The following is a 23399-nucleotide window of genomic DNA, read 5'->3' on the forward strand; positions in this document are numbered from 1 at the left end:
GCCCTAGGTGCCAACGGGCTCGTCATCATCGGGCATGACGCCCGTCTCCATGAGGGTGATGAGTCCCTGGAGCCGACCCTGCTGATAGGCGGCGTACCGCTCGTCCTTCAACCGGACGTCCGCATCGGAGAGGTAGTCCCAGATGAAGTTGGGGAGCGCGTTGACGAGGGCAGGCTCCGACTTGACCTGGTCCTGCACGCGCTGCGCGTCCGCATACCACCGCGACAGGTCATGGCGGTCCACCACGGGACGCGCCATCAGTTCCTTGAGGTCCCACACGAGGTGCTCGAGCGAATAGGGCATTGCAGGGCCTTCAGATGTCGCGCAGGGCTTCGAACCCAGGAGCTGCCCTCTCGCGCAGGCCCCTTGTTCATGAGCCCGGAGCGGGTGAGCTCCGCGGGATGGCAGGCGGTGCAGGAGGGCGGACCGCGGTTCGGAGTGGGCTTCCTATCGTAACAGGGGTTGCTGGGCCGGGGGCCCAGCGAGGCAGTCATCCGGTCCTTGACTGAACGTGTTTTCAGGTCCACTTTGAGCGCGTGAAGGCCCGGCCCGTCGACAATCCGCCCAACCCCTGGGCGAGCACCGCGGTGGAGTACCTGGACGAGATTCCGCCCTCGAAGCTGGAGGTGTTCGAGGACCACAGCCGGCAGGTGGTGTCGCGCAATGACAGTCCGGACGTGTGCTTCACCTGGAGCGTCAACCCGTACCGGGGCTGCCTGCACGCCTGCGCGTACTGCTACGCGCGGCCCACGCACCAGTACCTGGACATGGGCGCGGGCACGGACTTCGAGACGAAGCTGGTGGTGAAGCCGCGCGCGCCGGAGTTGCTGCGCGAGGCCTTCGACAAGCCGTCCTGGAAGGGCGAGACGGTGGTCTTCAGCGGCGTCACCGACTGCTACCAGCCGCTGGAGGCCTCGCTGCGCCTGACGCGCGGGTGCCTGGAGGTCTGCGCCGAGTACCGCAACCCGGTGGGCATCATCACCAAGGGCGTGCTCATCGAGCGGGACATCGACGTGCTCCAGCGCCTGGCCCGGGACGCGCGGCTGTGGGTGAGCATCAGCCTGCCCTTCCACAACGCGGAACTGGCGCGCGCCATGGAGCCCTACGCGGCATCACCCAACCGGCGGCTGCTCGCGATTCAGCGGCTCACCGAAGCGGGCATCGACGTGGCGGTGTCCGTGTCGCCCATCATCCCCGGACTCAATGACGAGGACATCCACCGGGTGCTGGCCTCCGCGCGCGAGGCCGGCGCCACCCGCGCGCACCACACGCTGGTGCGCCTGCCCGGCCCGGTGCAGCAGGTCTTCGAGGAGCGCCTGCGCACCAAGCTGCCCCTGCGCGCCGAGCGCGTGCTGCACCGCATCCGCGAGACGCGCGGCGGGGAGCTCACCGACTCGCGCTTCAAGAGCCGCATGCGCGGCGAGGGGCTCTACGCGGAGACCATCCACCGCCTCTTCCACACCGCGGCGAGGAAGGCCGGCATCCGCACGTCGTCCGTCACCGAGCCCGACGCCCCGGACACCTTCCGGCGCCCGGAGCGCAAGCCGCCGCCCACGCCCCAGCTCAGCCTCTTCTGAGGCGCGCGGGCCCTATTTGCGTATGGCCTGGACGATGGTGATGAGGATGACCGCCCCCACCGTGGCCACCGCCAGCGAGTAGAGGTTGAAGCCCGTCACTCCCCGGCCGCCAATCAGGCTGAACAGCCAGCCGCCAATCATCGAGCCCACGATTCCGGTGGCGATGTTCGCGAACATCCCCATCCGGGCGTTGGTGCCCTTGATGATGCTGGCCAGCCAGCCCGCCAGACCGCCCAGCACCAGCCACGAACAGATTCCCATGACGTCCTCCTTGCCCACCGGTTGCTATCAGACCTGGCACCGCCGTGCAGCCGGACACGCCCCTCCCTACGCACGAAGCGTCCGGGAATTGCATCCGCACGGGCCCTGAAAGGGCGACGCCCCGTGCCTCGCAGGGAGACACGGGGCGCCGGAACCCACGAAGCGTCAGCGCGCTCAGTCCTTGCCGAGCATCCCGTCCTTGAGGCCGCCGTCCACGGGGTTCTTCCCCACGAAGACGGAGAAGAGCGCGTCCGCGAAGTCCTTGCCCTCGACGGTGATCTGCTGGCCGCTCTTGCTCTGCACGCGGGTGCCCTGGCCGGGCACGTACGTCAGGGTGATTTCGTCGCCCTTCTTCACGTCGGGCAGGGCCGCGGTGAAGGTGTCCAGCTTGGGCTGCAGCTCCGCCATCTTCGCGCCGGCGTTCTTCTTGAAGCCGTCGGCCATGGCGTCGCCGATGGTCTTCTTGTCCAAATCCCGCAGCATGAACATGCGCACGCGCTTGATTTCGTCGGAGCTGATGAGCTTCGCCCCGTCCTGCGACGGGTTCTCCACGTACAACCCCGCGGTGTAGACCTTGAAGACGACCTTGGTGCGCAGGCCCACCCCGTTGAGCTTCAGCTCCTTGCCCTCCACCGTGGCCGTTTCCGGGTACTTCACCCCGGCAACCTCCTTGGCGAACGCGGGAGCGGCGAGCATCAGGGTCAGCGCGACGGCGGACAGCGTGGCTTTCATGAAACCTCCGGTTGGGAAATCCGTGCGGTTGGACGCAGCCTAGCCGCGCATCTTCACGAAATGGTCCATGAATGTGGCCAGCGTGCGCACATTGTCCACCGTGACGGCGTTGTACGTGGAGACGCGGATGCCGCCCGCGATGCGGTGACCCTTCAGTCCCACCATGCCCGCCTTCTTCGCCTCGGCGACGAAGGTGGTGTTCAGCTCCTCGGTGGGCAGGTGGAAGACGACGTTCATCACTGAACGGGACTCGCGCTCCACGGGCGCCCGGTAGAAGCCCGCGCTGCGGTCGATGGCGCCGTAGAGCAGCGCCGCCTTCTCGCGGTTCCACTTCTCCAGCTGCGCCAGGCCGCCCATGTCCTTCACCCACGCCAGCACGTTGCGCACCAGGTAGATGGCGAGCGTGGGGGGCGTGTTGTAGAGCGAGTTGTTCTCCGCGTGGGTGGTGTAGCGGAAGTACTTGGGGATGTCCTTGCGGCCCCGGGCGATGAAGCCCTTGTCGGCCACCACCAGCGTCACCCCGGACGGGCCCAGGTTCTTCTGCGCGCCGGCGTAGATGAGCCCGAAGCGGCTCACGTCCATGGCCTTCCACAGGAAGTCCGAGCTCATGTCCGCGACGAGCGGCACGCGCCCCACGTCCGGGAAGGTGTGCCACTGGGTGCCGTAGATGGTGTTGTTGCTGGTGAGGTGGACGTAGGCGGCCTTCGGGTCCAGGTCCAGCTCGTCCTGGCGGGGCACGCGCGTGTAGTGCTTGTCGGGCTGGACGGTGGTCGCCGCGACGCGGGGCTTGCCGTAGTACTTCGCCTCGTCGAAGGCCTTCTCGCTCCACACCCCCGTCATCAGGTAGTCCGCGCTGGGGGCTTCCGGGGTGAGGAAGTTCATCGGCACCTGGGCGAACTGCTGCGACGCGCCCCCGGTGAGGAAGAGGACCTGGTGGGTGGCGGGGATGGCGAGCAACCCCGTCAGCAGGGAGATGGCCTCGTCGTGGACGGCCTCGTACTCCCTGCCCCGGTGGCTGTGCTCCATGATGGACATGCCGGAGCCCTGGAACTCGAGCAACTCGTCCCGGGCGCGCTCCAGCGCGGGGAGGGGCAGTCCAGCGGGTCCGGGGTTGAAGTTGATGACGCGCATGGCTTTGTCCTTTGGAAAATGAACGGCCGTGGCGGCATTCTTCCCCCTGGAGGCCCCCCCGGGGCCAGCGTGAAGGTGGTTGACTGCCTGCTCGTGGCGCGGGACGACGGTTTTTTCCAGGAAACGTGCGTGGCCGGCGGGTGATTCGGCGGGTCTGGAGGTCAGGTGGGTTCCTCGGAGGGGTTGACGGAATGGGTACTGCGGGCGTCCCGAGGGGAGGCGTCCGCCTACAGCGAGCTGTACCGACGCTCCCGGCCCATGGTGGCCAGGCTGGTGGCGGGGTTCGCCCCTCTGGACCCCGACGAGGTGGAGGACGTCATCCAGGAGACCTTCGTCCGGGCCTTCCGTGCGCTCCCGAGGCTGAAGGAGGTGGGGGCCTTCGAGGCGTGGCTCCTGTCCATCGCCCGCAACCGCGCGCGGACGCGGCTGGAGCGCAAGTCGAGCACGCGGCGGCTGGAGGACGATGTCGCGGACCCGGAGCCGGAGACGGTTCCGCACATTCCGGAGGCGCTCCAGCTGGAGCGCGACATCGAGGTGGTGCGGCAGCTCATCGCGGAGCTGCCGGAGGGCGAGGAGAAGCGGACGGTCCACCTCTTCTACATCGAGGGTGAGCTGTCCGCGCGAGAGATTGCCGAGAAGCTCGGCGTGGGAAAGAGCGCGGTGACGATGCGGCTGGAGCGGTTCCGCTCCCGCATCAAGCGCGAGTTGCTCCGGCGGGTGCTCGCCGGTCGGTGGGAGTGAGACGTGATGAGACACCTGAATGCCGACGCGCTGAGCGCCCTGGCCCGCCGGGAGCCCGAGGCCGTCGCGTACTTCCGCGAGCACCTGGCGACCACCTGTGACACCTGCGAGGAGTTCCTCGCCACGCACTCCGGCCCCGACGTGCTCGACGGGCAGGTGGACGCGCTGCTGCTGGGCCTGGGCCCGGCCGCGAAGCAGGACGCTCCGCTGGACGAGGTGGGCCTGGCGCGCGTGCGGCGCGGCTTGCGCCAGGGCCGACCGGACGCGCGCCGCTGGGGGCTCGTCGCGGGCGCCATCGCCGCCAGCCTCCTGGCGGTGGTGCTGGTGCCCCGCCTGCGCGCGCCCACCCCCGCCGCCGACACCGGCACGGACTGGAACGGCGTGAAGGGTCCGAGCGGCAACATCGCCCTGGAGCTGGCCGTGGTGGCGCGGGCCGCGGACGGCGGCCTGCGGCGGCTGGACTCGGAGTCGCCCGTCGAGGACGCGGACGTGCTGCTGCTGCGCTACCACGCGACGGAGGCCGGCACCGCCCTGCTCTTCCAGCAGCGGGCCGGGCAGGGGCCGGAGCTGCTCGGCCGCTTCCCGCTCGAGGCGGGGACGCATGACCTGCAGGGGCCGCAGGGCCTGGCCGGGGTGAGCCTGGAGGGTGAGTCCGGTCCGGTGACGCTCTGGCTGGTGGGCGCCACCGGCGGGCAGGAGCCGTCGCCCGAGGCGGTGCGCGAAGTGTTGGTAGGCGGAAGTGCGGCCTGGGAGCAGAGCCGTCTGGCCATCACCCGGTTCGACGTCAGTGTGGGAAGCGGTCAGAATCCCCGCTGACCCATGACTGTGAAGCACCTCCTCCCCATCCTTCTGGCGGGCCTGACCGCGTGCGCGAGCTCCACTTCCGTGGAGAAGGGCGGCGTCGTGCCGCTCCGGCTCGATGAGGAGGCGCTGTCCACCGCCTACACCCCGCGGCGCATGGCGCTGCTGGTGGGCATCTCCGAGTTCGACGACCCGCATTGGCGGGGCCTGCGCTACACGACGAAGGACGCCACGGACCTGGCGGCCGCGCTGAGAGACCCCGCGCGGGGCCGGTTCGACCAGGTGCGCGTGCTCTCGCGCCCGGAGGAGACGACGCGCGCCTCCATCCTCGCGGCGCTGCGGCAACTGCGGAAGGAGGCGCACCGGCCCGACGACGTGGTGGTGGTCTACTTCTCCGCGCACGGCACGCTGGCGCGAGACAACCAGGGCGAGCTGCGGCGCTACCTGGTGACGCGCGACGCGTCCTTCCGCGCCATCCCCCAGACGGCGCTGTCCATGGACGCGCTGAAGGCGGAGTTCGACGGGCTGACCAGCCGGCGGCGGCTCCTGGTGCTGGCCACCTGCCACAGCGGCAGCGGCAAGTCGCTGCTGCCCAAGGAGCTGGAGCAGGAGCTCGCCGGCATCAAGGCCGGCTTCTATGCGCGGCCGCTGGAGGAGTCGTCGCGCGCGTCGCTGGTGTTCGCCGCCTGTGACTGGGGCGAGACGGCGCGCGAGGACGAGGGCCTGCGCAACGACATCTACACGCACTTCCTCATCGACGGCCTGGGCGGCTCCGCGGACCGCAACGTGGACGGGGCCGTCACCGCCACGGAGGCGCATGACTACGCGCGCCGCCGCACCTTCGCCTTCACGGAGGGCCGCCAGCGGCCCTCGGCGGAAATCCTGGAGGTGGGCGCGGACCCCGTGGTGCTGTCGGGCAGCATCTCCCGCACGGGCCGGCCGGAGCTGTTCTCCTACAACCCGCGGCTGGACGGCTTCACCCTCAAGGTGGACGGGGAGCCCCGCACGGATTTGCCCGGCGGCGCCGCCGTGGTGCCCGGCAAGCGGACCGTGGAGCTGACCAAGGGCGACTCGGTGCTGGTGCGGCGCGAGGTGGAAGTCTCCGCCGGAGAGCGCCTGCCGCTGGAGCGCCTGCTGTCGGAGGCCTTCCCCCGCCGCTCGCTGTCGCTCATGGGTGGCATGTTCACCTTCGCGGATGCGAACAGCCGCCGGGAGCTGCTGCCGCGGGCCCCCGAGGTCGCCGTGTCGCTGCGGCTGGAGGACAAGCCGCTCGAGGACTGGGCGCTGCTCTTCGACGTGGCCTTCAGCACCGGGAGGCAGAAGCTCCAGGTCGCGCCGGGCAGCGAGGTGCCCTTCGGCTACACCACCCTGACCACCGGCGCCGCCCTGCCCTACCTCTGGCGCTGGGAGCGGGTGACGCTGTTCGCCGGCCCGCGTGTGGCCGCTCTGTACCTGGGGCGGTCTTTCGACGTGGAGGCCTTCGCGGGGAGCCAGAGTTTCTTCACGGTGAGCCCCGGCGTGGTGGGTGGCGTGGTGTGGCGGGTGGGTGAGCGGCTGGAGCTGATGTCGCAGGCCCAGCTCATGCTGACGTACGTGGTGGTGGACGGGCGGGGACAGGCCGTGGGCTTCACCGGCGGATGGGCCGGCGCGGGGTATCGGTTCTGATGCGCACGACTTTCCACATCGCGACGGCCGCGCTGCTCGCCCTGATGATGGGCGCGTGCGGCAACATCCGGAACGAGCCGTTCCGCGTGGGCACCGTGCGCGGCCAGCTCACCGAGTTCGACGCCGCCGTGGCGCTGGTGTCGCTGGTGGGCCAGCCCGGGGTGCGCAGCACCGTGGACGCCGAGGGGCGCTTCGTGCTCGAGGGCGTGCCGGCGGGCCCCGCGGAGCTGTTCATCGTGGCCACCGCGGAGAAGGCCCTGCGCATCGGCGTCACGGTGCAGGGCGGCCAGTCCATTGAAGTGAAGCGCGTGGCACCCCACGCCGCGGGCTTCTTCGACATGCGGGTGAAGGCCTCGCAGGGCGAGCGCGTGACGGGCGCGCAGGTGTCCGTGGAGGGCACGCCCTTCCAGCGGCTGCTCCTGGATGACTCGGGGAGCCTGCGCGTGGGGCCGCTGCCGGACGGGTGCTACGCCGTGACGGTGTCCGCCACCGGCTTCCCGCTGACGCAGGCCGAGGCGTGCGTGGGCCCCGGGGAGAAGAAGGAGCTCAAGGTCACGCTGGAAGCGGACCCGGAGTACGTCAACCGCGGCTGCGCGGTGACGGGCTGCGCGGACGGCCTGACGTGTGCGCCCAACCAGAAGTGCGTGGAGTGCTACGAGGACGCGCAATGCGGCGCGGGCCTCTCCTGCAAGGGCTTCCGCTGCGAGGGCGAGGGTCGCCAGTGCGCCCCGTGCGACGGGGACTGGAAGTGCCAGGCGGGCACGAGCTGCCAGGACATCCCCGAGGGCGGCGCGGCGTGCGTGGCGATGTGCGGCGAAGGCGTCGGCTCGGAGGACGGGTGCGAGCCGGGCTTCACCTGCCAGTCCGGACGGTGCCTGCCAGACGCGGCGCGCTTCGCGGGCTGCCATGCGCTGCTGGGGCTCGACATGCCCTGCGACGGCGACACCCGGTGCTTGGAACAGGGGCTGTCCGACGGGCGCTGCGTGGAGGGTGCGTGCACCGTTCCGTGCAGCTCGGACCGGGAGTGCCCGGGCTCGTTGCGCTGCCAGGACTCCGCCGCCGGCCGCGTCTGCCGGCCGAAGCGCTGAACCGTGAAGCCCGTGCCCCACCTTCGTGCCCGGCTGGCGCTGGTGGCCCTGGTCTCCGCCACCCTCTGGGCCTGTGACACGCCTCCGGGCCCGTCGCAGCCCGTCCCCAACGCCGCGCCCGTGCTGCGCATCCTCCGCCCGGCAGGCGCGGCGGGGCTGCGCGTGGGCCAGCCCGTGGAGTTCGAGGCGCACGTCGAGGACGCGGAGGACGGCGAAGCGCTGGGCGACAGCGTGCTCTGGGTGTCCTCGCGGGAAGGGCAGCTCGCCCGGGGCGCCCACGTCACCTCCACCTTCCGCGAGGAAGGCGACATGACGCTGACGGCCACGGTGGTGGACTCGGGCGGCCAGGTCTCCAGCGCGTCGCTCCGGCTGAGCGTCCTGGGCACGGGGGCGCCCGCGGCCACCGTGCTGCGCCCGTCGACGGGCAGCGCCTTCAACCTGGGTGAGCCGCTGGACTTGGAGTGCGACGCCCGCACCGTCGGCGGCGTGCGGCTGACGGGCGGCGCGGTGCGCTGGACGTCCGCCCTGACGGGGCCGCTGCCCCAGGGCGAGACGGCGCGCACCACGCTGCGGGTGGCGGGCGAGGACACCCTCACCTGCACCGCGACGGACCCGGCCACCGGCGTCAGCACCCTCGCCACCGTGCGCGTCACCGTGCGCGCCACCCGGGCGCCCTCGGTGCTCATCACCCGCCCCGAGCAGGCGGAGGTGTACGTGAAGACGGGTGAGCCGGTGCCCTTCGCGTCCACCCTCCTCTTCCGCGCCACGGCACAGGACTTCAACGCCGACAGCGGCGCGGGCAACCTGGACGGTGCCATCCGGTGGGTGCTGGAGCCGGGGAGCGTCGAGCTCGGCACCGGGCCCTCCGTGGAGCACACCTTCACCGAGCCGGGCGAGTACACGGTGACGGCGCGCGCGGTGGACGGCCTGGGCAACGCGGCCACGGACAGCGTCCGCATCCGGCTCGTCACCAACCTGCCCCCGTGGTGCGAAATCGAGGCGCCGCTCGCCAGCGCGCGGCTGCCGCGGGGCGCCACCAGCACGCTGCGCGGCCGGTGCGTGGACCCGGAGACGGGCGCGACGCTGGCGCCCACCTGGGCCACCAGCGTGTCCTCCGCGCCGCTGGGCACGGGCGAGGTCGTGGACACCGTCCTCACCGTGGCCGGCGCGCAGACGCTCACCGCCTGCGCGGTGGACCCGGAGGACGCGACGCTGCGCGGCTGCGCGCAGCAGCAGGTGCGCGTCATCGTCAACTCGACGCCTTCGGACTGCGCCATCCAGGCGCCCCGTCCGGGCACCGTGGTGAATGCCGGGCGGACGCTGACGCTGGCGGGCTCGGCCACGGACGCGGAGGACCCGCAGGGCGACCTGCGCTTCGTCTGGACGTCCTCGCGCGACGGGGCGCTGGCGAGGGGGGCGAGCGCCACCACCAACCGGCTGACCACCGCGGGCGCTCACGTGCTGACGCTCACCGTGACGGACCCCTGGGGCCTGGCCTGCACCGCCAGCGTGCCCCTGACGGTGAACGGGGCGCCGGAGCTCCGCGTGGACGGCCTGTGGCAGGGCGATACGAACTGCCTGGAGGAGCCGTGCCGCGAGGGGCTGTCCCTCTTCGCCACCGGCTTCGTGACGGGACAGGAGACGCCGGGCTCGCTCGCGAGGCTGGCGTGGCTGGACAGCCTGGGCGGCCGGGTGGAGCTGAGTGCGAGCCACAGCCCCGTCGCCACCCTCACCGCGCCCGGCATGGGCCGCCACACGGTGGTGCTGCTCGCCGAGGGCCGCGAGGGCGCGGTGGGCCGGGCCGCGGCCTTCTTCACGGTGCTTCCCTCCGGGCGGCCGCGGTTGATGGACGTCGTGACGGGCGAGGACGAGCCCGCCGTGGCGCTGGCGCACTTCGGCGGCGGGCTGCGCTTCGTGGACGGTGAGACGGCCTCGGTGTTCAGCACGCAGCCGCCCGTGGGGACGCTGGCCGTGAGCGCCCCGGCCGTGGCGCTGTCCACCCTGCGCGCCTCCACCGGCGAGGTGCTCTTCGTGGGCACGAACGGTGGCGGCGTGCACCGCTGCGTGGAGAGCACGTGCACGCGCTTCACGGGCGGGCCGCTGGGCGCCGCGGAGAACCGGGTGACGGCGGTGGCCGCGCTGGAGTCCCCGGACCTGTTGCTGCTGGGCACGGCCCGGGGGCTCGTCCTCACCCGGGCGAGCAACCCCTCCGCGGGCGGCCGCGACGGCACCATCGTCGGCCAGCGGCTGCTGGAGGGGCGCGGGGTGCGTCAGGTGGTCTTCTCGCCCCAGTCCACGTCCACGCGCGTGAAGGCCTGGGCCGCGACGTCCGCCGGCCTCGCCGAGCTGACCCTGGTCGCGGGGGACGGCTTCGAGCCGGCGCTCGCCGAAGTCTCGGTGGCGCTCCACGTGCCGCCCGAGGTGCCGGACGTCGACGTGTTGTCCCTGGCCGTGGGCCCGGAGGGCCAGGTCTTCGCGGGGACACGCCGGGGCTTCAGCGCGCTGGGCAGCCCGGGCCCCGCGCTGCGCGCCGCGCCGTGGGGGCTGGCGGACGAGTGGGTGACGGCGCTCCACTTCGAGCGGCGGACCACGGAGGCCGGCACGCGCGACGTGTTGTGGGCCGGAACGAGGGGCGGGCTGGTGCGCTACGACGTGGCCGCCGACATCGTCACCGCGTTTGGCACCCCGGAGGGGCTGCCCGACCCGGACGTGCGCGCACTGCTCGCGACGCCGGAGGGTGTGCGCTACATCGCCACCCCGAAGGGCGTGGCGCGGTACTCGGCGCAGTAGGCGGGCCCGGAAGGCCCGGGTGCGTCAGTCCCTGGCGCTCCCCGGCGCCAGCACCAGTCCGTCGCGGGAGCAGCGCTCCACCGCGCCGCGCAGCTCCGCCTCGGGCATGCCGGTGGCCGCGGCCACGTCGGCGACGGCCAGCCCCTCCACCGCCATCTTCAAGACCAGCAGCGTGGGCGGCGTGGCCTCCACGTAGTACGTCACCAGGTGCTCCGGGTGGCGCCACAGCAGGGCCAATTCCTCCCCCGCCTCCGGCGCCGCCAGCGCCCCCTGCGCGCGCACGTACGCGCAGAGCCGGTAGGGGTGCTGCAGCACCGCGAGCGTGGGGTTGGCCGTGAGCCGCTCCACCCGCTCCGGCGGGGCCTCGGAAGCGAACACCGCGAAGTCCGTCCACTCGAAGCGGGCCAGCGCCGGCACGAAGGCCGCCAGTCCCCGCGACGCCGCCGCGCCCGCCACGAAGTCCGGGAAGCCCTCGGCCAGGTGGTTCAGCTCATGGTGCCGCGCCGGCCGCGTCAGCGTGTAGCCCTCCACCAGGGCGTCCCAGGCCTCGGCCCCCACCGCCCTGCGCAGCAGCGGGAAGACCTTGTCCAGCACGCCGCGCACGTGCCCGCGCACGAAGTCGCCATAGACGGCGACACGGCCGCGCGGCGCGTCCCAGCCGGGGTGCTCCGCGTACAGCGCGTCCAGCGCCTGGGCGCCGGGGCGGGCGAGGTACGCGCCCATGCTGTCGAAGAAGTGCTTCAGCCCGGGCTTCATCGCCCCGCCACCTGCCGCAGCGCGGCGCGCGCCACGTCCGCCTCGTCCAGCACGGCGGCCAGCGAGGGGATGTCCTGGTCCCACTCGATGAGCGTCGCCACCGGGCCGGTGCGTCCCAGCACGTACCGGTACAGCGACCACACGTCGTCGCAGACGCGGTCGCCGTGCGTGTCGATGATGACGTCCGGGTAGCGCGTGTGGCCGGCCAGGTGGACCTGCACCACCCGCTCCAGCGGCAGCGCGTCCACGAAGGCCCGCGCGTCGTACCCGTGGTTGAGCGCGTTGACGTAGACGTTGTTCACGTCCAGCAACAGGCCGCAGTCCGCCTCCTCCACCACGTGCCGCAGGAAGTCCGCCTCGGGCAGCGTGCCGCCCGGCATGTTCGCGTAGTAGCTCGGGTTCTCCAGCAGGAAGGGCCGGCCCACGCGCGCCATGACTTCACGCACGCGCGGCACCACGTGCTCCACGGCGGCCTCGGTGAAGGGCAGCGGCAACAGGTCGTGCAGGTACACCCCGTCCAGCCGCGAGTAGCAGAGGTGGTCCGAGAAGAACGGCGCCTCCACGCGCGCCACCAGCGCCGCCAGCCGGGTGACGTAGTCCGCGTCCAGCGCGTCCGGCCCGCCGATGTCGAGCCCCACGCCGTGCGGCAGCACCGGCCACCGCTCCGCGCAGGCGTCCAGGGTGCGCTGCGGCCGGCCTCCCAGCGAGAGGAAGTTCTCCGGGATGATTTCCACCCAGTCGAGCGGGCGCTCGGTGCGGGGCAGCTCCTCGTAGAAGCTCCGCCTCAACCCGATGCCCGCGCCCAGAGGCTTCAGCCCGTGTCGGCTCGCGTAGGTTGCAACCACTGGGATTCCTCCTCCGACAGGCAGGAACGACACGGGCGGCGGGAGCATTCCTCCCACCGCCCGCGAGAAGAGGCCGGCCTTCACCGGCCCCCGGCATGAAGCGCGATTACTTCTTCGCGCCGCCGCAGGAACCGGAGCCGCAGCTGCCCTCGGCGCCCTTCTCCGGGGTCGCGGCGGGGGCAGCGCCCTCCTGCTTCTGGCCGCTGCAGCCGCCCTCGGCGCCCTTCGCCTCGGTGGCCTTCGCGCCGCAGCTGCCCTCGGCGCCCTTCTCCTCGGTGGCCGGCTGGGCCTCCGCGGACTTGGTGGACGCACAGCCGGTGGCCAGCGCGGACAGGGAGAGGGTGCCGACGATCGCCGCGAGGGTCTTGACGTTCATGGTGTTGCTTCCTTTCGGGACTGCTTTGGGGGGTGGCGTACGGCTACAGCTTGAACTGCGTGGAGCCCCAGGCGTCGACGGAGACCTCGGCGGTCTCGCCCACCTTGAGCACCAACGCTTCCGTCCGCTTGATGCCGTAGGCCTCGAGCGGAATCTGGAACTTCGCGCGCACGCGCAGCAAGTCACCCGCGGCGCGGTTCTTCGTCTCGGCGGACTCCTTGAAGTACGTGGCCGTCACCTCCACCGGCTCCTCGCGCGTGACACCGTGCACGGTGAAGCGGCCCTTGCCCTGCACCTTCAGCGGCTTGCCCGGCTCCAGCGCGGCGGGGAGCGCCAGGTCGGCGAACTCGAAGGTGATGTCCGGGGACTTCGCGGCGTCCAGCCAGCGGTCATTCTGGAGGTGCCCATCGCGCGTCTCGTTGCCCGTCTTGATGGACTTCACGGGCACCTGGAACTTCCCGCTGGCCTTGGTGCCCTTCACCTCGACGCGGCCCTTCACCTGGTTGGACAGGCCGTTGATGACCTCCAGCGGCGCGTCCAGCATGAAGGCCACGGTGTCGCGGCTGTTCGGGTCATTGAAGACGAAGGCCTGCGTCGTGGCGCCGGGCTCGGCGGCGAGCGCGGGCAGGGACAGGAGCGCTGCGAGCGCGAGGAGGCGGGGTGACATGTTGGACCTCATTTACGGGTGTCGGAAGTTCGCGGATGCATCCGGTACGCAGCTCCCGTCTGCCGGTTACACGACCCGTCCCGCCATTTTCGTTCACAAGCCGGCGCCACGGGTGCGCCGACCGTCCAATGCCTCACGCAACAGACTGTCCGGGGCCGGCACCAGCTTGACTCTTCCGCCTGCGTCAGCCCTGACCCCCAGGGCTTCTAGCAGACCTTCCACTTCCGCAAAAGAACGTCGCCGGAGGTGCCGCGCCAGCAGCGCGTCGAAGAGGGGCTGTCCCGCGACGGCATCCACCGCCGCGCCGAATGCGCCAAAGGTAGACGTGGGGCCGCGCTCCGCCAGCAGCTCCAGCACGTCCTCCAGCCGGCGCTTGTTTCCAGTGATACGGCGTAATTCCACGTCGAGATGCAGGGCGAACAGGGCGCCCGTCCAATAGACGCCGAGCGAGAACGGGCTGCCCGCGACGACCTCCTCCATCGTCCTGTCGCCGGACCTGGCGCGTCCGCGTGAGAAGCCGTCCACGAGCTCCTCCCATGCGCGCTCCGCGCTCTGCCGGCCGGAGCGCGCGCGCGCCACCTCCGTGAAGTAGGTGGCCAGGCCCTCGGAGAGCCAGGGCACGCGCGGGAGGAGGACGGGGTGGGCCAGGTGCAGCATCTCGTGCACGGCGACCCAGTCGCGCTGGAGGGTGGCGGCCTCGGTGTCGCGGCCGACGAGGATGGAGATGCTGGGCGGAGAGCTCCACAGCACCATGCCGAAGAGGCTGGAGCCGCGGCGCGCGGACGCGGGGACGACCCGCACGGAGACGCGCGGGTACGGGAAGGCGCGGCGCACGGTGCGCACCTCTTCCCCAGCCTGGCGCAGCCACGCGCAGAGCTCCGCGTCGCTCAGGTGCGTGAAGTGTCCGAGGATGCCGACGTCCAGCACCGCGTCGGGAAGCTGGACCTGGCACCGGCGTCCGCCGAAGCCATGGAAGCCCGAGTCCACCAGGTCCTCTCCGCGCAGCCGGTAGAGGCCGCCCTCCCCTGGCGTCCACGGGAGCAGCGCGTCCGCGCCCTCCACGTACAATTCCACGCGCAGCTCCGGGGACACCACGCGCGGGCGGATGAGGTACTCGCGCCCGGCCACGTGGCGCGCGTCACCGTCGCCGATGCCGGAGAAGAAGCCCGGCCCCTCCGCGCGGATGCGCGCGTCCAGCGCGTAGCGGTAGCGCAGGAAGCGCGTACCGGAGGGTAGGCTCACCGCGCCGTCGCGGACAGGCAGCGAGCGCACGTCGCCGTCGTCGCTCCAGACCTGCACGGAGTCCACGCCGCCCGGCTCGCTGAAGAGGAACTCGCGGGGCGAGCCGCGCACGAGCACCACCTCCACGTCGAGCGAGTGCCCGGGCTCGCGCACATAGGTGATGTTGTAGCGGAGCGCCGCCGGGTCTCCCGCGGGACGCGAGCGCGCGGACGTCTGGCAGGACAGCGCGGCGAGCGCGACGAGGAGGAGCGCGGCCGACCGCGGGCGCCCCCTCCAGACGCGCGCCTTGGCAGTGCTCCCATCCCGTCTGCGTCCCACGCGTCACCTCGAAGCGCCGCACCAGTGGTCGCGAGGATACGCCAACGTGCCCGGACACCCGTCACTCCCGATGGGACACCCTTCACCCGGGGCGGATGGCCCACCCGAGCGCCGCTGCCCTAGAGTCGCGCGCCATGCCCGTCACCATCCGAACGCCTGATGGCGAGATGTCCTACCGGGGACTGGACGAGGTCCGTCAGGCCCTGACGACAGGCCTCGTGGACCCCACGGACCAGATTCGCCTCTCCGAGTCGGAGCCCTGGCGGCCCGTGAGCGAGGTCGCCGGCGCCCGCCCCCGGTGGCACTGGAAGGAGCATTTCCACTGGTACATCCTCGCCGCCGTGCTGGTGGGCATGCACCTGGCGGGCTTTGGCCTGCTCTGGCTGCTGCTCGCCGTGGGCGCGCACGCGCTGTGGCGGAACACGATGCGCCGGGGCCCGCGCGGCGGCCTCCGGTGGTGGTGAGCACCGCCCCAGGCTCAGTGTGACTTCTTGCCCGCGGACGAAGCCTCCGTCCCCTTCCCGCCCGCGAGCAGGAACTCCCGCGCCGCCTCCAGGATTTCATCCGACAAGGGCAGGCCCTTCGTCGCCCGGGCCAGCGTCATCGCGCCGATGACGAACGTCACCGTCGCCAGCGCCCGCTTCCGCGCGGTGACGCCGTCCCCACCCGGCACGTGCGCGGCCATCTCCTTCGCCAGGCCGTCGATGCCCTCCGCGAAGGCCTCGCGCGCCTCGGGCGTGCCCCGCGCCAGGTCCGACAGGATGGACGGCATCACACAGCCCGTCTCCATGTTGTCGCGGATGTGGCGGTTGAGGTACCGGCGCACGAAGTGGCTCAGCCACTCCGCGTCCCGCAGCTCCTCCAGCCCGCCCAGCCACCGCTCACCATTGCGCTGGAAGAACGCGCGGACGGACTCCGCGAGGAGGGAGTCCTTCGACGTGAAGTGGGAATAGAAGCCGCCCACCGTCAGCCCCGCTGCGCGCATGACGCGCTCCACGCTGGCGCCCTCGAAGCCCTGCTTGCGGAAGAGGTTCTCCGCCGCCGCCAGGATTCGCTCGCGCGTGGCCTGCTTGTGCTCCGGTCCATACCGCATCTGTTGCGTCTCCTACTCGCGGCCTCCCGCGCCGGGGGGCCGGAACAGCATGCACGTGGTGGTGCCGTGGGCATACAGCCTCCCCGAGGCATCCGTCAGCTTCGCCTGCGCCGTGGCCACCCGCCCGCCCACGTGAATCACCTCGCCCGTACACGTCAGCCGCCCCGAGTCATGGGCGATGGCGCGCACCAGGTTCACGTGCAGCTCCAGCGTCGTGTACCCGGAGCCCGCCGGCAGCGTGGAATGCACCGCGCACGCCAGCGCCGAGTCCAGCACCGTGGCCGCCAGCCCGCCGTGCACCGTGCCAATGGGGTTGTAGTGGTACTCCGCCGGCTCCACCGCGAACACCGCCCGCCCCTCCGACACCTCCACCGGCGCGAAGCCCATCAGCTCCGCGATGGGCGCTCCGGGCACCTCGCCCCTGATGATGGCGCGCAGGTACTCCAGCCCGGACAGCGTCTTCGCCGCCGCCACGCCCTCGCGCGGGTCCCTCCACGTCACGGTGCGAGTCCGGCTCCCCTCACCCATCGCTGCGTCCTCCCGTTGGAATGATGTCCGTCATCCAATGTCTCCTACAGGCATACAGCCCATCACCACATCCACTTGCCCTGATGGCATGATGCTCATAATACAAAGCCTCACTGAGCGTACGCTGGAAGCGGGGGCCCGGGCGTCCGGTCCGTTCATCGCCCTCCTGCCCGTGCGGGGAGAGCAAGGCCATGCAGAAGCGGCGAGTCGCGGTGACGGGGCTGGGGCTCATCAGCCCCTGTGGCACGGGCGTGGAGAAGAGCTGGGATGCCCTGGTGAACGGGCGGAGCGGCGTGGGGCCCATCACCCTCTTCGACGCGAGCCGGCTCGACTGCCGCATCGCTGGCGAGGTGAAGGACTTCAAGCCCGAGGACTACATCGAGCGGCGCGAGGTGCGGCGGATGGACCGCTTCGCGCAGTTCGCGGTGGTGGCGGCGGACATGGCGCTGGCGGACTCGGGGCTGAAAATCACCCCGGAGAACGCCGAGCGCGTGGCCGCCATCATCGGCTCCGGCATCGGCGGCATCGCCAGCATGGAGGAGACCTACCGCAAGGCGCTGGAGAAGGGGCCGGACCGCATCAGCCCGTTCTTCATCCTCCAGATGATCATCAACATGGCGCCCGGCTACGTCACCATGCGCCACGGCATCAAGGGGCCCTCCTGGTCCACCAACTCCGCCTGCTCCACCAGCGCCCACTCCATTGGCGAGGCGATGCGCGGAATCCAGCGCGGCGAGTTCGACGCGGCGGTGGCCGGCGGCTCCGAGGCCCCCATCTCCCTGCTGGGCGTGGGCGGCTTCGCGGCGATGAAGGCCCTGTCCACGCGCAACGACGCGCCCCAGGAGGCCAGCCGCCCGTTCGACGTGGACCGCGACGGCTTCGTGCTCGCCGAGGGCGCCGGCATGGTGGTGCTCGAGGAGTGGGAGCAGGCCCGGGCCCGCGGCGCGCGCATCTACGCGGAGCTGTCCGGCTATGGCGCCAGCTCCGACGCGCACCACGTCACCTCGCCCGCCCCCGAGCACGAGGGCGCCCAGCGCAGCATGCGCGCCGCCATGAAGGACGCGGGCCTCGCGCCGTCGGACATCGGCTACGTCAACGCGCACGGGACGTCGACGGACATCGGCGACGTGCTGGAGATGGAGGGCATCGCCCGCGTCTTCGGCGACGCCGCGCGCACGCTCGCCGTCTCCTCCACCAAGTCCATGACGGGCCACATGAACGGCGCGGCCGGCGCCGCCGAGGCCGTCATCAGCGTGCTCGCCCTCACCCGCGGCGTGCTCCCGCCCACCATCAACCTCCGGAACAGGGACCCGCGAATCCTCCTGGACTGCGTGCCCCACACCGCCCGCGAGGCCCGCGTCGACGCCGTCATGAGCAACTCGTTCGGCTTCGGCGGCACCAACGTGTCGCTCGTCTTCCGGCGCGCGAACGGGTGATCCACCCCACCCTCGCCAGCTCTCTCTTTGTAAACTGTGAAATCCTATTTACTGAACTGCTACGGGCTCCATGTCGCAGTGCGCCAGTAAACCTTTGACAAGGTGCGGCGACGGCCCGCTGGAGCCCACACGTCGGTAGCCTGAAAGTGCTGCCATTACATGGCCTTACGGCGGTTTCTACAGGCCTGTCGGTCCGGTGGGCAGCTGTTCCGTCGCCCGCCGGACAGGGGTCCCCCCACCCCAAAACGTTCATTGCAAATCGGTAAATCGATTTGCAAAGTGGGTCCAGGCCCCAAGGAGCGCGAGGTCCGGCGCACTCCCCGTGGGGCCACCGATTCGGCCATGAACGACAACGCACTGAACGCCAACGTGGGCCTGAAGCTCCGTGGGCTGCGGCTTGCACGCAACATCAAGCAGGCAGACGCGGCCAAGGACCTGGGGGTGTCCCCCGCGTACCTGAACCTCATCGAGAAGGGGAAGCGGGTGATGCCCTTCCCGCTGCTCTGGAAGGCCCTGCGCTACTTCGACCAGGACCCCGAGCAGTTCATGTCCACGCTGGGCGAGGGCCGCGTGGACGAGGCGCTGGCGAAGCTGCTGGATGAGCCGCTGCTCAAGAGCCTCGACATCGACCCGGAGTCGCTCCAGTCGCTGTCCGCCGAGCCGAAGCTGGCCGGCACGGTGGCCGCGCTCTTCAACCTCTACAAGAACACGCGCACGCAGCTGGAGAACGTGCTCGCGCAGCTCAACGTGGAGGAGCGCACCCGGGCGCAGGGGGGCGCGCAGAACGGCACGGTGCCGGGCGTCCGCTTCGACTACTCGCCCTTCGACGAGGTTAGCGACTTCCTGGAGAAGCACCGCAACTACTTCCCGGAGCTGGAGGAGCAGGCGGAGGCGATGCGGCGCGACATGAGCCTGGAGCGGCAGCTCACCAGCGGCCAGCTCATCCGGTTGCTGGAGGAGCGCTTCGGCTACCGCGTCCTCTTCGACGACCCGGCGCCCAGCGGCTCGTCCGTGGTGCGGCGGCTGGACCCCGAGGAGAAGACGCTCACCCTGTCGCCCTTCCTCACCGAGCAGCCGCTGAAGTTCCAGATTGCCGCGTCCATCGGCCTGCTGGTCATGGACCGCGAGAAACTGGTGGAGCGCATCCTCGTGGCGGGCCGCATGCGCCACGGCGAGACGGAGCGGCTCATCAAGGTCAACCTGGCCAACTACTTTGCCGGCGCGCTGATGCTGCCCTACGGCGACTTCTTCAAGGAAGTGCAGCGCACGCGCTACGACGTGGAGCTGCTCTCCAGCATCTTCGGCTCCACCTACGAGACGGTGGCGCACCGGCTGTGCAACCTGTCGGACCCGAAGCGCCCGGGCATCCCCTTCCACTTCCTGCGCGCGGACATCGCCGGCAACATCTCCAAGCGCTACAGCGGCACCGGCATCCGCTTCGCCACCGGCGGCGGTTCCTGCGCGAAGTGGGCCGTGCACCTGGCCTTCCTCAACCCGTCCCAGATCACCCGCCAGTACTCCATCATGCCGGACGGCACGACGTACTTCTGCTTCGCCAAGGTGCAGCTGCAGCCGATTGAAGGCTCCATCGTGAAGGGCACGGCGTACTCCATCGGCCTGGGCACCCACGCGGAGAACGCGAAGTACCTGGCCTACGGCCTGCCCACCACGGATCTGCGCAAGGACGCGATTCCGTCCGGCATCTCCTGCCGCTTCTGCGAGCGCACGGACTGCAACCAGCGCGCGGCCGCCAGCTACCGCTTCGCCTTCGCCTTCGACGAGTACACGAAGAAGGACTGCTTCTTCTCCCCGCTGCTCGTCCACGAGAAGGCGGACAAGGCGGAGCGCGTGCATCATGCGGCGGACGGCGGCCCGGCCCATGCCCATGGGGGCGGCGTGCAGGTGCTCCCGGTGAATGGCTCGCACGAGGGCCCCGTCAACGGGACTCACATCAGCGAGAAGGACGATTCGTTGGACAAGGCGCCCCGGCGCCGCAAGGGTGGCGACGCCTGAGGTCCGCATGCACCCGTCCGACGACTCCCAACGCGCCCACATCCTCGACGCCATCCAGAAGCAGAAGAACGCGCTGGCCCCGCTGCGCATCACCGGCTCGCCCACCGAGGTGGGCCAGGGGCTGGTGAGCCTCGCGGAGCTGCATGGCCTGCTGGAGGACCATGCCGCGAGCCGCGAGTGCTACGAGGAGGCGCTCGGCCTCTTCCAGGAGGCGAAGTACAAGCCCGGTCAGGCGCAGGCGCTGCTCGGCCTGGGCATCGTGAAGGCGAACTTCGAGGATCACCGCGGCGCCATTGAGCGCATCGCCCAGGCAGCCCTGCTCTTCAACGAGGCGAAGGACCGCGAGGGCGAGGCCCTGGCCCGCGCCTGCATCGGCGAGTCCCTGCGCGCGCTGGGCCAGCCGGAGGCCGCCGAGGAGAAGTACCAGGAGGCGCTCATCCTCCTGCGCCAGACGCGCAACTCCGAGCGCATCGCCCGGCTGCTGCTCGACATCGGCGACATCCGCATGGAGAAGGGCGAGTACGAGCCCGCCCGCAAGCGCTTCCTGGAGGCCGTGCCGCTCCTGGAGCAGGGCGAGGATCCGGAGGCGCTCGCGCAGGGCCACCTGCTGCTGGGCGAGTCCGAGGGCCTCCTGGGCAACCACGACGGCGCCCGCCCCCACCTGCTGCGCGCGGTGGAGCTCTACGAGGAGCTGCACGACCACGTGTACGAGGCCCGCGCCCGGTGGGACCTGGGCCTGTCCTGCTACTACCTGCAGGACTACGCCGCGGCCCGCACCCAGTTCGAGACGGTGCTGCCGCTGTACGAGGAGCAGGGCCGCGCGGACGAGGTCGCCAAGGTCCGCAACGTGCTGGCCCACTTCGCCGCGCGCGGCGTCTGAAACACGAAGCGCCCCTCCCCTGCCAGAGGGGAAGGGCGCCTCACCCGCATCACCTCAGGCCTGGATGCCGGCGCCCACGGCGATGGCCAGCAGGCCCAGCACGCCCGCGGCGATGACGGTGTAGCGCCACTCGCCCTTGAGCCCGAGCAGCGTGCCCGCCACCGCGAGACGCGCCACCGGCGTCACCAGCAGCAGCGACGCCGCGCCCTTGCGCAGCAGGTCGATGGCGACGTGCACTTCCTCCGAGCGCGGCAGGGCCTCCAGGCCGAGCGACACCACGAACATGCCGCCGCTGAGCACCGCGCCGCCGCGCAGCACGCGGGCAATCCACCGGTCTCCGGCCACCGCCAGGTCGCGGCGCCGCGCCCGCGCCGCGGGCGCCGGGGCCAGGTCCGGCTGGGTGATGGGCTCTGCTTCCATCTCCGGCGCCAGCGACTCCGCCCGCGCCGTGTTCACCACCGCGTTGTGGGCACCGTGCGCATCCGCCATCACCGCCGCGGACACCACATGCGCCTCTGCGCCGGCTGAATCCGGCTCGCTCACTTCACCATGCTCGGCCACAATCCCGCCCCTCCCTTCCACAACATCTGGCTCGCCACCACCAGCAGCACCACCGCGAAGAGCCGCTTGAGCACCGCGGTGGGCATCTTCGGCATCAGCCGGCCGCCGACATACGCGCCGAAGAGCACCCCCACCACCAGCGGGGACACCAGCGCCAGCTTCAGGTGCCCGTGCAGCGCGTAGGCGGCCACGCTCGCGGCCCCCGTCACGCCCACCATCATGTTGCTGGTGGCGCTGGCGACCTTGAACGGCACCCGCATGCCGTAGCTCATCAGCGGCACCTTCAGCGGGCCGCCGCCCACGCCCAGCAGCGAGGACAGCCCGCCCGCGATGAAGGAGCCGGAGATGCCCAGCGGGTAGTTCATCGGCGTGTAGTCCTCCAGCGTCGCCGGCTCCCGCCGCGGCGAGCGCAGCAGCAGCATCTGCAGCGAGACGTAGAGGGTGAACAGGCCGAACACCACCGCCACCATCGCCGGGGCCACCATCGCCGCCACCACGCCGCCGGCGATGGCGCCCATCACCGTGGCCAGCTCCAGCGTCAGGCCCAGCCGGATGTCACTCAGGTGGTTGTGCACGTAGCCCGCGGCCGCGGCGCACGAGTTGGCCACCACGCACATGAGGCTGGCCGGCACCGCCTCCTCCAGCGGGATGCCGAAGAACAACACCAACCCGGGGACGAGGACGATGCCTCCGCCAATGCCAAGCATCGCCCCGAGAGAGCCCGCGAGGCCGCCCGCCACCATGAGGAGTAGGACCGTCATTCCTCGACGAGGATAGGAGCGGTCCCCAGGTTCGGACAGCGGCATTCCTCCCAGGGAAGGATGCTCGCCAGGATGCCTGCCCTGCGCGCGAGGAACTGTGTGCTGTCAGCCAGTGCGCATGGACGCTATGCGGCACACGCGCCGAGTGTGCCCTCGGGGAACACCTCGAGGAAACGCGCGCGCGTGCGGGGGGTGAAGGTCCCCCGGGCCATGTAGCCGTGCAGCCTGCGCAACACTCCCCGCGCGGACTCCAGCGCGCCCTCCACCTCGGCGGAGAAGTCGAGCGTGTCGTTGCGGTACAGCTCCTGGAAGGACAGGTGCGCGTAGGCCGGCAGCGAGCGCATGCGTCCCATGGGGCTGGAGAGGAAGAGCCCGGAGACGTAGAGCCCGCGCACCCAGCCATCCACGTCCGCCTTGGACGGCGCCTGGCCCACGCGCTCCTGCGATGACAGGCGCACCAGCTCGTAGATGCCGCGGCCGATGCCGCGCCACGGGAAGCCCGGGCTCTTCACCACCTGACACTTCTCGCGGATGCGCGGGGTGCCCATGAGCTCCACGCCGTGCAGCTCGCGCAGGTAGAAGAGCGTCTGCGCCCACTCGATTTCGCGGTGCACGTCGCGCGCCTGCGCGCCGCGGCGGCGGTGGCGGCTCACCAGCCTGTCCACCACCGGATACAGCCGGCGGTCCAGGCACAGGTGCGTGAAGTAGCCCGCCAGGAGCGCGAGCCCCGCCTCGTTGCCCACCAGCGCGCCGGTGGCCACCAGCTCCGCCATCTTCAGGCCGAAGCCCACCGGCGCGCGCTCGTGGTACAGGCGGGCGAAGGGGGGCGGCTCGCGCTCCGGAAGGAAGGCCGACAGCCCTCCGCGCACGCCCTCGCACAGCGGCAGATCTGGCAGCGCCGCGCCGAAGCGCGCGTACGGGAGGTCCTCGGCGAGCGCGCGCACCCAGTCCGCCGGCAGCTCGCCCGGATTGGCGGCCATCCGTTCGATGGCGGTCAGATGCATCAGCAGCGTGGGCATTTCCCACACTGCTATCCAGTGCCCATCGGCATTGCAATGCTCGAATGAAATCGAGCGCTTTGCGCTCGACAGGGTGGGCGTTACAGTCCGCGGCCTCCAGCATCCCATCCATCCGTTC

Annotated in this window: 24 protein-coding genes; 10 read left to right on the forward strand and 14 right to left on the reverse strand. The window is 71.2% G+C overall.

The genetic code is table 11. The features are described 5' to 3' along the window. Positions 1 to 3 precede the first annotated feature (3 nt). Positions 4 to 303 (reverse strand): hypothetical protein, encoded by a 300-nt coding sequence (locus tag ACX9TP_RS32645; RefSeq protein WP_482974550.1) that lies wholly within the window; start codon positions 301 to 303, stop codon positions 4 to 6. 233 nt (positions 304 to 536) lie between these two features. Between ACX9TP_RS32645 and ACX9TP_RS32650 the strand changes: the two genes are divergently transcribed. Next, positions 537 to 1577 carry a PA0069 family radical SAM protein gene (locus tag ACX9TP_RS32650; protein ID WP_482974551.1) on the forward strand — a complete coding sequence of 347 codons (1041 nt, stop codon included), beginning with the start codon at positions 537 to 539 and terminating at the stop codon, positions 1575 to 1577. 12 nt (positions 1578 to 1589) lie between these two features. Here ACX9TP_RS32650 and ACX9TP_RS32655 read toward each other — a convergent pair whose 3' ends face one another. From ACX9TP_RS32655 to serC, 3 genes are all read right to left on the reverse strand, one after another. Continuing rightward, positions 1590 to 1838, reverse strand: coding sequence for a GlsB/YeaQ/YmgE family stress response membrane protein (locus ACX9TP_RS32655; protein WP_482974552.1), 249 nt, complete (start codon positions 1836 to 1838; stop codon positions 1590 to 1592). 174 nt (positions 1839 to 2012) lie between these two features. Next, positions 2013 to 2570, reverse strand: a complete 558-nt coding sequence (locus tag ACX9TP_RS32660; protein ID WP_482974553.1) for a chalcone isomerase family protein — start codon at positions 2568 to 2570, stop codon at positions 2013 to 2015. Between the two features lie 39 nt (positions 2571 to 2609). After that, entirely contained in the window at positions 2610 to 3701 is a 1092-nt protein-coding gene (gene serC / locus ACX9TP_RS32665) for a 3-phosphoserine/phosphohydroxythreonine transaminase (protein ID WP_482974554.1), read from the reverse strand. 165 nt (positions 3702 to 3866) lie between these two features. Between serC and ACX9TP_RS32670 the strand changes: the two genes are divergently transcribed. Genes ACX9TP_RS32670 through ACX9TP_RS32690 form a run of 5 tightly spaced genes read left to right on the forward strand, consistent with a single transcriptional unit; the run spans position 3867 to position 10786 of the window. Next, positions 3867 to 4442 (forward strand): RNA polymerase sigma factor, encoded by a 576-nt coding sequence (locus ACX9TP_RS32670; RefSeq protein ID WP_482974555.1) that lies wholly within the window; start codon positions 3867 to 3869, stop codon positions 4440 to 4442. A gap of 6 nt (positions 4443 to 4448) precedes the next feature. Continuing rightward, a complete protein-coding gene (locus tag ACX9TP_RS32675; protein ID WP_482974556.1) occupies positions 4449 to 5258 on the forward strand; it encodes a hypothetical protein in 810 nt (269 codons plus the stop codon). A gap of 9 nt (positions 5259 to 5267) precedes the next feature. Next, on the forward strand, positions 5268 to 6908 hold the full coding sequence (locus ACX9TP_RS32680) for a caspase family protein (RefSeq protein WP_482982258.1): 1641 nt from the start codon (positions 5268 to 5270) through the stop codon (positions 6906 to 6908). Further along, positions 6908 to 7996 (forward strand): carboxypeptidase-like regulatory domain-containing protein, encoded by a 1089-nt coding sequence (locus tag ACX9TP_RS32685; RefSeq protein WP_482974557.1) that lies wholly within the window; start codon positions 6908 to 6910, stop codon positions 7994 to 7996. The genes ACX9TP_RS32680 and ACX9TP_RS32685 overlap by 1 nt, the downstream gene beginning before the upstream one ends. A 3-nt stretch (positions 7997 to 7999) precedes the next feature. Continuing rightward, the gene (locus tag ACX9TP_RS32690; RefSeq protein ID WP_482974558.1) at positions 8000 to 10786 is read left to right on the forward strand and encodes a PKD domain-containing protein; all 2787 of its coding nucleotides are present in this window, start codon (positions 8000 to 8002) and stop codon (positions 10784 to 10786) included. Positions 10787 to 10810: 24 nt separating this feature from the next. Here ACX9TP_RS32690 and ACX9TP_RS32695 read toward each other — a convergent pair whose 3' ends face one another. From ACX9TP_RS32695 to ACX9TP_RS32715, 5 genes are all read right to left on the reverse strand, one after another. Further along, the gene (locus ACX9TP_RS32695) at positions 10811 to 11542 is read right to left on the reverse strand and encodes an HvfC/BufC N-terminal domain-containing protein (RefSeq protein WP_482974559.1); all 732 of its coding nucleotides are present in this window, start codon (positions 11540 to 11542) and stop codon (positions 10811 to 10813) included. Next, positions 11539 to 12435 carry an MNIO family bufferin maturase gene (gene bufB, locus ACX9TP_RS32700; protein WP_482974560.1) on the reverse strand — a complete coding sequence of 299 codons (897 nt, stop codon included), beginning with the start codon at positions 12433 to 12435 and terminating at the stop codon, positions 11539 to 11541. Before bufB ends, ACX9TP_RS32695 begins: the two co-directional genes overlap by 4 nt. Positions 12436 to 12493: 58 nt before the next feature. Next, positions 12494 to 12763 (reverse strand): hypothetical protein, encoded by a 270-nt coding sequence (locus ACX9TP_RS32705; RefSeq protein ID WP_482974561.1) that lies wholly within the window; start codon positions 12761 to 12763, stop codon positions 12494 to 12496. Positions 12764 to 12806: 43 nt separating this feature from the next. After that, the gene (locus tag ACX9TP_RS32710) at positions 12807 to 13430 is read right to left on the reverse strand and encodes a YceI family protein (protein WP_482974562.1); all 624 of its coding nucleotides are present in this window, start codon (positions 13428 to 13430) and stop codon (positions 12807 to 12809) included. A 93-nt stretch (positions 13431 to 13523) separates the two neighbouring features. Continuing rightward, positions 13524 to 14990, reverse strand: a complete 1467-nt coding sequence (locus tag ACX9TP_RS32715) for a M61 metallopeptidase family protein (protein WP_482974563.1) — start codon at positions 14988 to 14990, stop codon at positions 13524 to 13526. Positions 14991 to 15124: 134 nt separating this feature from the next. Here ACX9TP_RS32715 and ACX9TP_RS32720 point away from each other — a divergent pair, with 134 nt between their 5' ends. Then, positions 15125 to 15454: a hypothetical protein gene (locus tag ACX9TP_RS32720; protein ID WP_482974564.1), complete on the forward strand. Its 330-nt coding sequence runs from the start codon at positions 15125 to 15127 to the stop codon at positions 15452 to 15454. A 14-nt stretch (positions 15455 to 15468) separates the two neighbouring features. On the opposite strand, the gene ACX9TP_RS32725 is transcribed toward ACX9TP_RS32720, so the two are convergent. After that, entirely contained in the window at positions 15469 to 16083 is a 615-nt protein-coding gene (locus tag ACX9TP_RS32725) for a TetR/AcrR family transcriptional regulator (protein ID WP_482974565.1), read from the reverse strand. A gap of 12 nt (positions 16084 to 16095) precedes the next feature. Further along, on the reverse strand, positions 16096 to 16611 hold the full coding sequence (locus tag ACX9TP_RS32730; protein ID WP_482974566.1) for a PaaI family thioesterase: 516 nt from the start codon (positions 16609 to 16611) through the stop codon (positions 16096 to 16098). Between the two features lie 191 nt (positions 16612 to 16802). On the opposite strand from ACX9TP_RS32730, the gene fabF reads away from it, so the two are divergent. The 3 genes from fabF to ACX9TP_RS32745 all read left to right on the forward strand — a co-directional run bounded on the left by fabF (position 16803) and on the right by ACX9TP_RS32745 (position 20940). Next, positions 16803 to 18047 carry a beta-ketoacyl-ACP synthase II gene (gene fabF, locus ACX9TP_RS32735; protein ID WP_482974567.1) on the forward strand — a complete coding sequence of 415 codons (1245 nt, stop codon included), beginning with the start codon at positions 16803 to 16805 and terminating at the stop codon, positions 18045 to 18047. Positions 18048 to 18389: 342 nt separating this feature from the next. After that, the gene (locus tag ACX9TP_RS32740) at positions 18390 to 20060 is read left to right on the forward strand and encodes a helix-turn-helix domain-containing protein (RefSeq protein WP_482974568.1); all 1671 of its coding nucleotides are present in this window, start codon (positions 18390 to 18392) and stop codon (positions 20058 to 20060) included. 7 nt (positions 20061 to 20067) lie between these two features. Next, on the forward strand, positions 20068 to 20940 hold the full coding sequence (locus ACX9TP_RS32745) for a tetratricopeptide repeat protein (RefSeq protein WP_482974569.1): 873 nt from the start codon (positions 20068 to 20070) through the stop codon (positions 20938 to 20940). A gap of 54 nt (positions 20941 to 20994) precedes the next feature. Here the strand turns inward: ACX9TP_RS32745 and ACX9TP_RS32750 are convergent, their stop codons facing one another. The 3 genes from ACX9TP_RS32750 to ACX9TP_RS32760 form a co-directional block, all read right to left on the reverse strand. After that, the gene (locus ACX9TP_RS32750; RefSeq protein WP_482974570.1) at positions 20995 to 21483 is read right to left on the reverse strand and encodes a hypothetical protein; all 489 of its coding nucleotides are present in this window, start codon (positions 21481 to 21483) and stop codon (positions 20995 to 20997) included. After that, on the reverse strand, positions 21480 to 22262 hold the full coding sequence (locus tag ACX9TP_RS32755) for a sulfite exporter TauE/SafE family protein (protein WP_482974571.1): 783 nt from the start codon (positions 22260 to 22262) through the stop codon (positions 21480 to 21482). Before ACX9TP_RS32755 ends, ACX9TP_RS32750 begins: the two co-directional genes overlap by 4 nt. Positions 22263 to 22387: 125 nt before the next feature. After that, positions 22388 to 23281 (reverse strand): hypothetical protein, encoded by an 894-nt coding sequence (locus ACX9TP_RS32760; protein ID WP_482974572.1) that lies wholly within the window; start codon positions 23279 to 23281, stop codon positions 22388 to 22390. Positions 23282 to 23399: the final 118 nt, after the last annotated feature.

The sequence above is a fragment of the Pyxidicoccus sp. M15 genome (assembly GCF_056858435.1).